The 9,420-nt window shown below is 66.7% G+C and carries 16 protein-coding genes; 8 read left to right on the top strand and 8 right to left on the bottom strand.

The window, feature by feature from the left end; genetic code table 11:
• Positions 1–14: 14 nt before the first annotated feature.
• The 3 genes from ACIBH1_RS45600 to ACIBH1_RS45590 form a co-directional block, all read right to left on the bottom strand.
• Positions 15–1,046, bottom strand: coding sequence for a ParB/RepB/Spo0J family partition protein (locus ACIBH1_RS45600; RefSeq protein ID WP_397320371.1), 1,032 nt, complete (start codon positions 1,044–1,046; stop codon positions 15–17).
• The gene (locus tag ACIBH1_RS45595; RefSeq protein ID WP_397320370.1) at positions 1,043–1,750 is read right to left on the bottom strand and encodes a ParA family protein; all 708 of its coding nucleotides are present in this window, start codon (positions 1,748–1,750) and stop codon (positions 1,043–1,045) included. The genes ACIBH1_RS45600 and ACIBH1_RS45595 overlap by 4 nt, the downstream gene beginning before the upstream one ends.
• Positions 1,751–1,894: 144 nt before the next feature.
• Positions 1,895–2,347 (bottom strand): hypothetical protein, encoded by a 453-nt coding sequence (locus ACIBH1_RS45590; protein WP_397320369.1) that lies wholly within the window; start codon positions 2,345–2,347, stop codon positions 1,895–1,897.
• Positions 2,348–2,559: 212 nt separating this feature from the next.
• Here ACIBH1_RS45590 and ACIBH1_RS45585 point away from each other — a divergent pair, with 212 nt between their 5' ends.
• Genes ACIBH1_RS45585 through ACIBH1_RS45575 form a run of 3 tightly spaced genes read left to right on the top strand, consistent with a single transcriptional unit; the run spans position 2,560 to position 4,334 of the window.
• The gene (locus ACIBH1_RS45585; protein ID WP_397320368.1) at positions 2,560–3,285 is read left to right on the top strand and encodes a DUF2786 domain-containing protein; all 726 of its coding nucleotides are present in this window, start codon (positions 2,560–2,562) and stop codon (positions 3,283–3,285) included.
• Positions 3,282–3,725, top strand: coding sequence for a hypothetical protein (locus ACIBH1_RS45580; protein WP_397320367.1), 444 nt, complete (start codon positions 3,282–3,284; stop codon positions 3,723–3,725). Before ACIBH1_RS45585 ends, ACIBH1_RS45580 begins: the two co-directional genes overlap by 4 nt.
• A gap of 3 nt (positions 3,726–3,728) precedes the next feature.
• Positions 3,729–4,334, top strand: a complete 606-nt coding sequence (locus ACIBH1_RS45575) for a hypothetical protein (protein ID WP_397320366.1) — start codon at positions 3,729–3,731, stop codon at positions 4,332–4,334.
• Positions 4,335–4,482: 148 nt separating this feature from the next.
• Here ACIBH1_RS45575 and ACIBH1_RS45570 read toward each other — a convergent pair whose 3' ends face one another.
• On the bottom strand, positions 4,483–4,854 hold the full coding sequence (locus ACIBH1_RS45570) for a hypothetical protein (protein ID WP_397320365.1): 372 nt from the start codon (positions 4,852–4,854) through the stop codon (positions 4,483–4,485).
• A 476-nt stretch (positions 4,855–5,330) separates the two neighbouring features.
• On the opposite strand from ACIBH1_RS45570, the gene ACIBH1_RS45565 reads away from it, so the two are divergent.
• Complete coding sequence (locus ACIBH1_RS45565; protein WP_397320364.1) at positions 5,331–5,570, top strand: hypothetical protein; 240 nt, start codon at positions 5,331–5,333, stop codon at positions 5,568–5,570.
• A gap of 207 nt (positions 5,571–5,777) precedes the next feature.
• Here ACIBH1_RS45565 and ACIBH1_RS45560 read toward each other — a convergent pair whose 3' ends face one another.
• Genes ACIBH1_RS45560 through ACIBH1_RS45550 form a run of 3 tightly spaced genes read right to left on the bottom strand, consistent with a single transcriptional unit; the run spans position 5,778 to position 6,900 of the window.
• Entirely contained in the window at positions 5,778–6,482 is a 705-nt protein-coding gene (locus tag ACIBH1_RS45560) for a helix-turn-helix domain-containing protein (protein WP_397320363.1), read from the bottom strand.
• Positions 6,479–6,712: a hypothetical protein gene (locus ACIBH1_RS45555; RefSeq protein WP_397320362.1), complete on the bottom strand. Its 234-nt coding sequence runs from the start codon at positions 6,710–6,712 to the stop codon at positions 6,479–6,481. The genes ACIBH1_RS45560 and ACIBH1_RS45555 overlap by 4 nt, the downstream gene beginning before the upstream one ends.
• The gene (locus ACIBH1_RS45550) at positions 6,709–6,900 is read right to left on the bottom strand and encodes a hypothetical protein (RefSeq protein WP_397320361.1); all 192 of its coding nucleotides are present in this window, start codon (positions 6,898–6,900) and stop codon (positions 6,709–6,711) included. Before ACIBH1_RS45550 ends, ACIBH1_RS45555 begins: the two co-directional genes overlap by 4 nt.
• 159 nt (positions 6,901–7,059) lie before the next feature.
• On the opposite strand from ACIBH1_RS45550, the gene ACIBH1_RS45545 reads away from it, so the two are divergent.
• Positions 7,060–7,533 (top strand): GntR family transcriptional regulator, encoded by a 474-nt coding sequence (locus ACIBH1_RS45545; protein WP_397320360.1) that lies wholly within the window; start codon positions 7,060–7,062, stop codon positions 7,531–7,533.
• Between the two features lie 28 nt (positions 7,534–7,561).
• A complete protein-coding gene (locus ACIBH1_RS45540; protein ID WP_397320359.1) occupies positions 7,562–8,038 on the top strand; it encodes a winged helix-turn-helix domain-containing protein in 477 nt (158 codons plus the stop codon).
• On the opposite strand, the gene ACIBH1_RS45535 is transcribed toward ACIBH1_RS45540, so the two are convergent.
• Positions 8,035–8,286, bottom strand: coding sequence for a hypothetical protein (locus ACIBH1_RS45535; protein WP_397320358.1), 252 nt, complete (start codon positions 8,284–8,286; stop codon positions 8,035–8,037). The genes ACIBH1_RS45540 and ACIBH1_RS45535 overlap by 4 nt on opposite strands.
• Before the next feature lie 322 nt (positions 8,287–8,608).
• Between ACIBH1_RS45535 and ACIBH1_RS45530 the strand changes: the two genes are divergently transcribed.
• The gene (locus ACIBH1_RS45530; protein ID WP_397320357.1) at positions 8,609–9,106 is read left to right on the top strand and encodes a hypothetical protein; all 498 of its coding nucleotides are present in this window, start codon (positions 8,609–8,611) and stop codon (positions 9,104–9,106) included.
• A gap of 37 nt (positions 9,107–9,143) precedes the next feature.
• On the top strand, positions 9,144–9,410 hold the full coding sequence (locus ACIBH1_RS45525) for a hypothetical protein (RefSeq protein WP_397320356.1): 267 nt from the start codon (positions 9,144–9,146) through the stop codon (positions 9,408–9,410).
• The last annotated feature ends 10 nt before the right edge of the window (positions 9,411–9,420 follow it).

The raw sequence follows: 9,420 nt of genomic DNA, 5'->3' as shown, positions 1-9,420 counted from the left end.
GCCGTTAACAGGGCCTACTCCCCCGCGTCTTCTTCAAGATCGGCGCGAAGCTCGGCCGCCGCCACGTGGAGCTTGTCGATCGCCACATCGATCACGCCCAAGATCCGGCGCGCGATGTCCGGCTGGTCCTTGGCCACGCGGCGCAGAGCGCGCAGGTTGCCCGCCTGAGAGGCCGCCTGGACCAGCGCCCCCTCGACACGCATCGCCTCGTCGAAGTGATCACCGTCGACACGGCTGGTGCGCCCCTCCCCCGCTCCCCCGCCCTGCGTGGTGTCCGCGTTCGTGGGCGCCGAGGGTTCGCGCCGCGGCGGCTGCTGCCCGCCTGACCCGGTCGCGGTCTGCCGGTCGGGTGCCGGCGCGGGAGCAGGGACCGGGTTCGGGGACGGACTGGCGGCCGGGGCAGGCTCAGGAAGCCGCTGTTCATCGGCGGGAAGCCGCCCGATCCGGCGCGCGTCCTCCAGCTTCAACCGGCCGTCCTTCAAGGCCTCCCGCATCTCGGGGATGAGCCCGAGCAGCGACAGCCGCTGCGACACCCACGCTGGCGTCTTTCCGAGCGCCTTGGCGGCTCCGCCCTGCGACAGCTCGGCCTTCTCCATCAGCTTGCGGATGGCTTCGGCCTCGTCCAGAGGCTCCATGGCGAGCCGCTGGATGTTCTCGATCAGGGCGTTCTGAAGCGACTGGTCTGCGCTCTGGCGGACATCGACGGGCGGCTCGACAAGCCCGGCCAGCTCGCAGGCGTACCGGCGCCGGTGGCCGAAGGCGATGACGTACGGCTTTGCCTCGTCGACGAGGCCGCGGTGCTCGGGCCGGGCCTCCAGCCAGGCGGGCGTTGGGACGAGCACGATCCGCTGGAGCAGGCCGGACTCGCGGATGCTGTCGGCCAGCTCCTGCAGCTCGTCGGAGTGGGCGGCGCGGCTGGGCGGGTTGTCCGGGTTGTCGGCCATCTGGTCGACGTGGACCTTGTCCGGCCACTGGGGCTTGTTGCGGTTGCCCATCTTGAGATCAGCCAGGGAGCGCTTCTGGCCCGAAGCTGCGGCGACGGTCATACCCGGACGCCCTTCAGCCGCTCGACCTCCAGGGCCAGCTTGTAGTAGTCCTCGCGCGCCTCGACACTGGTCCGGTTGCGCGGATACTGGGTGACGACCAGTCCGTCAGCGGGGGCACGGGTGTGGACCTTGTAGTGCCGGACGGCGGTCTTGGCCATGTTCCAGCCGTGCGCCTTGATGAATTCGATGGTCTCGTTCTTCTCTTTGTCGCCGTCGCGCGGCTCCCAGTTGTTGACGAACACCAGGTACGGCAGGCCGCGAGGCTTGATGACCTCTTCGATGGTGTTGTACGTCGGCTCGAACCCGAGCGACTCCGGCTCGATGGGCACGATCACCTCGTCGGTGACGGCCAGGACGCGGCGCAGCGCCTCACTGAAGCTGGAGTCCTCGAACGGGTCCCTGTGGCCAGGGCGCGTGGTGGGTTTCCAACCGGGCGTGTCCACCCACACGTTCTTGATGCCGGGCAGGTCGTGGAGGCCGTCCAAGTCGTCCAGATCGTCAGGCCCAATCTGGACGAAGTCGAACGGCAACGCCCGGCCGGCCTCGAGGACGTTGTTGGCCCACCAGCCGACTGAGTCTTGCGGGTCGATGGAGACGACGACGGTCTCTGCTTGTTCACCGGAGGTATCGGCGGTGACGGCGGCGAGGTTGAACGTGGTGGTCGACTTGCCGATGCCGCCCTTTTGATTGACGACGGCACGCACCCTGGCTCTGTGGCCCATGGGACAGGCTCCTTCTCCGTATGCTTCCCAGCCACCTGGCTGGTACTTCGGACAGGGCACCACTTTGCCAGAGGAGCATGTCGTCTGTGTCGCAATCCCCCGCTGGTGGGAGTGTCGGGTTGCTGGCTATGCGTGGGGAATGCCCAGCTCGTCGAAGTAGTCGTTCAACGCCGTCTCCACCAGCTCCAGCCGGGAGATCTCCTCCTTGTCGCAGGCGGCGGCCAGGCGCTGCTTGGTGTTGCGGTCCAGACGCACCACCAGCTCGACCCGGGCGAGGCCTTCGCCCCAGGTGCTCGTGCGCCGGCGTGCGGTCGGGTTGACCGGGTCGTCGGGGTGCATCTGCTGGGGGATGGCGAGGTCGTCGCACAGCTGGTTGATGACGTGCTGGAAGATGTCCTGCGGGCCTTGGCCGGTCTCGGCGATGGCGGCGCTGAGCCGCTGGTCGGTGTCGATGGTCAGGGTGAAGGCGCTCTGCAGGAGCTTGGTCCAGCGGGCGGTTCGGGTGCGGGGGGTTGGTCGCGCTTCCGCTACGTTCTCCTGCGGTTCGTTCGGGTTCGGGCTGGGCTCGCGGCGGGGCATGGTGACGGGACTCCGGTGGGTTGGCCTGGTGGTGCCGGGTCTCACGTTATGGCTTCGTCGCGGATTTGTCGCGCGTGACGCAGAGTCATAGTATCAGTTACCTTTACAAACGTCGCTTATAGCTATAGGCTGAACCGATCTCGAAATCAAGATGATCTTGAACCCTCCGAGACAATACCTAGCGGAACCGCTACTCAATGGAGATGCCCGCCGTGGCCGAAGCCCCTGCCGACAAGACCCTCGACCGCATCCGCAAACTCCTCGCCCAAGCCGAAGGCACCACCCACGAGCACGAGCGGCAGACCTTCATGGAAGCTGCCCAGAACCTCATGGCCAAGTACGGCATCGAGCGAGCGCACCTCGGAGCGCTTCACCCCGAGACCGACAAGCCCGGCCACCGCAACATCACCGCGCCGAACCCCTGGGCCAACGAGCAGATCAACCTCATCTACCACGTCGCCGAGGCGCTGCGCTGCAAGTGCATCGTCACCGGGACCGGGCGCGGCGGAGTCGAGCCGGGCGTAGCCATCATGGGCTTCGAGTCCGACATGGAACGCGCCGAGATGCTCTACACCAGCCTCCTGATCCAGATGTTCCGTGGACTCTTCACGACCCGTGTACCTGCGGGACACCCCAGCCCGAAGAGGTTCCAGCGGGCATTCCTGATTGGCTTCGCCGACGAGGCCGCCCGACGTATCCGCGAAGCCGAACAGCGCGCCGCGCAGCAGACCCCTACGTCGACCGGCACCAGCACCGACCTGGTCCTCGTCAGCCGAGCCGAGAAGGTCGAGGCGCTGGCCCGGCAGATGTTCCCCAGGACCCGCAAGTCCAAGCGCTCAGTGGACGGACTCGGCTACCTCGGAGGACAAGAGGCCGGCCGCCGCGCCGACATCGGCGGGAGCCGCCTCGGCTCTGGCTCGCGGACCGCGCTGTCGTGAGCCGTCAGCCAGCGCAGGCGGGGCGGGACGCGCGTTCCGCCCGGCAGGTCGCCGCCACGATCGAGCACCTCGGCCGCGCCCTGGCCGCGCTCGATCGCGGCAACTGGAAGTCGTTCCGCGCGCACCTGCACGAGCTCGCCGAGGAGTCGATGCGGGCCGTCAGCGCCTACAACGGCGACAGCTTCCCCGGCGACCACACGGCCTACCGCAAGGCGATCGGCTCCGCCGTACCCACCGAATGGGTGCGCATCCTCGCGAACCACCTGGACGAGCTCGTCCGCGAAAGCGGCCCGGTCGCCGACAGCCGCGTCGCGAAGACCATCTACTGCCACGTCACCCGCCGCGAGCAGCAGTCGTCCATCCGCGACGGCATCCACGTCTGCCCCGCCTGCGGAACCACCGACCACCTGACCGTCATCCCCAACACCAACCAGGAGTAGGACATGCCGAACCCGAACCGCCGCCTGATCGCGGTCATCCTCGACCGCTCCGGCAGCATGCTGGCCGTCAAGGACGACACAGAGGGCGGCCTGGCCGCCTTCCTCGCCGAGCAGCACACCAACCCGGCCGAGACGCTGGTGTCGCTCTACCAGTTCAGCGACTCCCCCGAGATGCTCTACGAGGCGCTGCCGCTAGCCGACGTCCCCTCGTTCACGCTCCGCCCGAGCGGCATGACGGCGCTGTTCGACGCGATCGGTTTCGGCATCAGCCGCACCACCGAGCACATCGACAGCCTCCCGGACGATGACCAGCCGGGCGAGGTGACGATCGTCGTCCTCACGGACGGCCAGGAGAACCGCTCGCGCGAGCTGACCACCATCGACAGCGTGCGCAAGCTCGTCGAGCACCAGACCGGGATCGGCTGGCGCTTCATCTTCCTCGGCGCCGCACCCGACACCTTCACCGTCGCGGGCGGGCTCGGCTTCGACCGGGCCAGCACCCTCCACTACGGCACCGCGAGCACCAAGGAGACGCTGACCCGCGCCGGGCGGGCCACCTCCACCGGCGAGCGCTTCACCGACGACGACCGCAACGCCACCCGCCACTAGCTTCCTGGCTGCGGTGGGCCGTGCCGTCTGCCGCACTTTCGTCTGTAGAACGTCCGCCTTCTCTTGAGGAGCGGGTGGACGCACAAGTGAAGGTGCGGCTAGGCCTTCGCCTCGCCGCACCCGAAAGCTCCTCGGCCCCCCAAGACCGCTAACTATGGTTGTCGTTGCGCTTGTTCCGAGAGATCGTCACGCACACCGCGACGAGAGCCATGATGAAGAACTGACCGACGATCGCGACGATTGCTACTGTGTCAGGTGTACCCGGGGGGAGCACCTTCAGCGTTCCAATCGGGCCAAGTACTGCTCCGGTGATACAACCCACGTACGTCATGGTCTGCAACATGGGGCGTGTGTGCACCCCTGGCACTTCCACTTCGGACTTGAGATCCTTCGCAGACTTGGTGATCTTCCATTTGGCCGCGTTGGTGGGAGGATCCACTTCCTGCGACCCCGCCTTGCGCTGGATGAGTTCCAGCGCCTTTTTCAGGACACCACTAGCCACAGCGGCGCCTTCCTCCACGTCGGGTGACCGGCCTACCCGGGATGGTAGGTCTGTTTGAGCCCCCGACGAGGCTTTCCGATCCTCGCGCCTCTGGCGGACGCGAAGACCCGCATCCAAGAGTCGAGATCCACTTCCGCTAGGCGGCCAAGCGGGAATGGATCACCACCGATCTGCTCGATCGGCAGTTCTCGACCAACGGCTCATCAGCGCGCGCCTACATGGCAAGAGCCGTTCGGTGGATGCGGTCGATGAAGATCATCAATTACCTCCTGTCTAGCCGCTTCAGCAGCTTTCGTGTGACAGAAGCCATGTGTGGTAAAGGGCTTCCGTGCTACGGGACACTACAGCACCTGAGCCGATTACGCACCGTTCTCCGCCGATTTTTCTGCCGAAAACACGCGCGCACACCACTTAAAGTGTGTCTTTTCTGTGTTCGACCTGGCACAATCGAAGCTTAGGAAGGATCACCAGAGGCAACTGTGGAGGTACGTGACATGCCAGAGGCCAAGCCGGCCGACGATCTACCCCCGATCGTCGATCGCATCAATGTCGCTTTGGTCGCTGAAGCCGCTCAAGCACTAGTACGGCTGCAGCGAGACACGGGCCTGAAGAAGGTTGACATCGTCAACCGAGGATTGATCTTGTACGAGTTCATTGAGACCGAACTTCGCTCGGGCGGGCGCCTGATCATCCGGGACGAGAAGGGCAATGATCAGCTCGTCAAGCTCCTCTGAGAGTTCAGCGCGAGCGAGCAGTTCAGCGTGAATGGGCAAGCGCGTCCGCTGGCCATGTGCCGGAACGCCACCTGCGTGGTCTTGGAGGGAGGGACACTATGGCGTGAAAACGAGGACGACGGATGCGATCCTCCGCTGGGTCGAAACCGCTAAGTTCAATTCTCACGGGCACTCATGAGAATCCAGCCCGCCTGCGGGCGCCGAGCTTTAACGGAGCATGCCCGCCAGCAGCCCAAGCCAGATCTGATGGCTGTCGGCATGACGGACGGCGTCGGTGTAGTCGAGAACGGCGACCGGGTCGCCCTCCTCGGGCACCAAGAGCCGTGTGCGGCGGACGAGGTAGAGACCGGCGACGCCGCACCACTCGTACGAGACCGGGTGGAAGGCGCACGTGTGCTGGACGATGCGGATCTTCTGCGGGGCGTCGCGGCGCCACGTGATCCCTCCGGTGCCTGACTTGGCGGGCATCGGGTGCACGGACACTTCAGGGCATGACCCGTCGTCCTCGCCCGACCAGGCATCCATCACCACTTCCCACGGAGGCTTGGGGTCCGGCTCAGGCGTTGGAACCGGCGTCTCGCCCTCCAGCACGCTGGACGTCTCCAGGGCCAGGTGCGGGGCCTGGTCGAGGTAGTACAGCTCCGGGTTGTCGTCGTAGAAGGCATCCAGCCACTTCTTCAGCTGCGGGACGGACGTGCGATACGAGCGGGCGATCTTGGCCGGATCTCCTCCGTCGCGCAGCAGCTGCACGGCCCGCAGTCGTCGTTTCGAGCCGTAGAAGTCGTTGAGAGCCGCACGGAGCTGCTCTTCAGGGACTCCCACTGCTCGCGCAGAGGCCGCGATGGGTTTGCGATCGAAGATAACTCGCTGCATCGCCTCGCCGATCTGCCCCGGCGGCAATCGGCGGTTCACGACAGATCCTCGCCGCGCTCGGTGAGCTGCTGGTTGAGCAGCCCAGCGATCGTGCTCGACAGAGGCTTGCGGTCCCCCGCCCAGGTCTCGTGCCTCGCCTTCCACGAACGGTCGACGTCCCGCCACACGTGCCAGCCTGGATGTGCGCGCTCCAGCAGCTGGCACATGGAGGCAGCGTGATCCGGGTCGTCGTAGTAGGCGACCGTCTCAGGCTGGAGCGCCTCGCTCATGAGCGGACTGCGCCGGTACGAAAGCCGGGCTCCTCGGACGTGTTCACCCACTTGTGCTGGGTGCGCTGGATGGCAAGGTGCTCGTCGGGCTCGTCGTCGAGCTCGTCGCCACGGGCCCACGCTCCTGGCGTCAGGCCTGCCAGGAGGTAGGAGTCTTCAGGTCCTGCAAAGTAGAGGCGGTCAGCCATGGGGTACTCCCGTTCGCGAGGGGCTTCCACCTGCGACGCTACCTAACTTGTTCATAGACGGCTACGTCACGTCTATAGACCGTGTCGTTTTGTCCATGAACCGATATCCATGCGTACTTAGCCAAGGGGGCGCGAGCATGGCCTCCTAGCGTCCTGTCCATGGTCAGCCCCACCTCGCCCGTGCCGCTCTATCGGCAGGTCGCCGACCTCGTACAGGCGCGGATCGACGCCGGCGAGCTCGTGCCCGGCGACCCCGTGCCGTCCGAGGCGGACCTGGTCGCCGCCTACGGGGTGGCGCGCGGAACGGCACGCAAGGCCATCGAGGTCCTGCGCGAGCGCGGCCTGGTCACCACCGAGCAGGGCAAAGGCACCTACGTGGGACCGGCCGGCACGCCGCGGCGGCCGCGCTCACGCGACCGGTACGCCGCCATCGCCGTCGACCTCGAGGAGCGGGTCACGGCGGGGGAGTGGCGGCCGGATGCGCCGCTGCCGTCCGAGGTGCACCTGGGCGACCACTACGACGTGTCGGTGTCGACGATCCGTCGCGCCATCCGGGTGCTGCGCGATCGGGGCCTGTTGATGACGGTTCCGGGCAAGGGCACGTACGTCACCGGCTCCGACAGGCCCGCATAACGGTATCTGTTACCTCTATAGTGGGGGAGTGAGCACTATCCCCGCCCGCGGCCCCGTCCCGCTCAAGACCCAGATCATCGACGACGTACGGCGCCGCGTCGCCTCGGGTGAGCTGCAGCCGGGCGACCAGCTTCCCCCCGAGGGGCACTGGGTTCAGCGGTTCGGCGCGTCTCTGCCCACCGTGCGCAACGCGTTCAAGGTCCTCACCGACGAGGGCCTGGTCTACTCCGAGGGCCGCCGCGGCCGGTTCGTCGGCCCCCGCACCGCCGCCCAGGGCCGCGCCCCGTTCGCCATCGAGCGCATCGTCGAGGACGTCGTCGACGACATCAGCACCAGCCGTCTGCGGCCAGGGGATCGGCTGCCCAAGGTGGACGAGCTCATGGCCACGTACGGGGTTTCCCGCATCACCGTGCTGCGGGCGATCTCCGAGCTGAAGGACGGCGGCTGGATCGTGTCCTCGCCGCCGCTGGGCCTGTTCGTCGCCGACGAGCCGCCGATCGGCTAGGAGCGCTCTTCGTCCCGGGCGTCGCGGTAGGCGGCCTGGTACTGCTCCGACCACCCCTTACGGCGCGGACGGTGACGCAGAAGAGCCGCGACGCCGGCGACGCTGAGTCCCCCGAGCACCGCCACGGCGACGACGGGCGCCGGGTGCTGGTCGCGAAGCGTAGCGACGGCGATTGCGATGACGAGCGCGACCGCGCCGACGAACGCTGCTGCCGCGATCACCTGGGACCGGCGTCGGTTTCCTGTCACTGCTCTCCCCCTTGGATTTCGGCCCGACAAGGCGTCGTGGCCCGGTCAAGAGTGCCAGTTACTTTCCGGTAGGTGGCAGGCCCGGATGCCCGATCGTTACGGGTGTTGAGAGGCCTGTGACAGCCTCGGCCGTCTTGACATTACCGGGATCGGTCATGACCGAATTCGGTAGCAAGCCGGTGCTTGCTTTTCCGGTTGGACCGGTTTACAAATTTCACTCACGGCCCATCTGCACCAATTATCGCCCTTTCTTCCCCGCGATGATCTTTTCGTGCGCTTGTGGCCGTCGCGACTGGAACGCCCAGATAGAGAGTTACTCACTGTGACCATCAAGCAACGCTTGTTCGTGCCCGCCCTGGTGGCGGCGCTTCTTCTCGCCTGCGGCGGCGCAGCTTTCGCCGATCCCGCAGAGCCAACGCTGTCCCCGACCCCGACGAGCTCGGAGACGGAACCGGCCTCCACCGAAACCCCTGACCCCACGCCGAGTGAGACTCCCAGCGCGACGGCCAGCCCGAGCCTGAGCGCCACGCCCAGTGCCGCGTCGACCGCCAACCCGGCGACCACCGTCGTGACCACGAAGTCGGAGACCACCGTCACCAACCCGGACGGCTCAACCTCCACCGTGCGCACCGTGACCGTGGTCGAGACCGTTACCAACCCGGACGGCACCAAGAGCGTCAAAGAGACCGTGACCAAGACCGTCACCAACCCCAACGGGACCAGGACGATCACCACCACGGTCACGCAGTCCACGGTCAAGGTGACCGTCACCACCGCGCCGCCCCCGGCGAGCACTAACGACAACACCGGCGGCTGGTAACCGCCCGCACCAGCCACCAAGCAAGGGGAAGAACCACATGACTCACCTTCTGCTCGCTGCGGCGACGGCGTCGGCTACGGGAGCGCTGACGACCTACCTCCTCATCCAGATGGAAACGCCGCTCACACTGGTCACGGCCTGGCTCCTGCTTCCAGCCGCTGGCATCGCGCGCCTGGTCGAGGAGCTGCACGCCAAGCACCAGGAGCACAAGTCGGCCGCCCGCCGTGCGCAACGGCTCGCCGACCTGATCGCGGTTGTGGAGCGTGCCAGCGTCCAAGCGATGCTGAACCACTCGGCGCGGTGACCAGGGAGAC

The sequence above is a fragment of the Nonomuraea sp. NPDC050663 genome, assembly GCF_044456985.1.
Classification (GTDB): domain Bacteria; phylum Actinomycetota; class Actinomycetes; order Streptosporangiales; family Streptosporangiaceae; genus Nonomuraea.
Note: the sequence above shows the minus strand (reverse complement) of the source record. Positions and strands in the feature narration are given on the sequence as shown.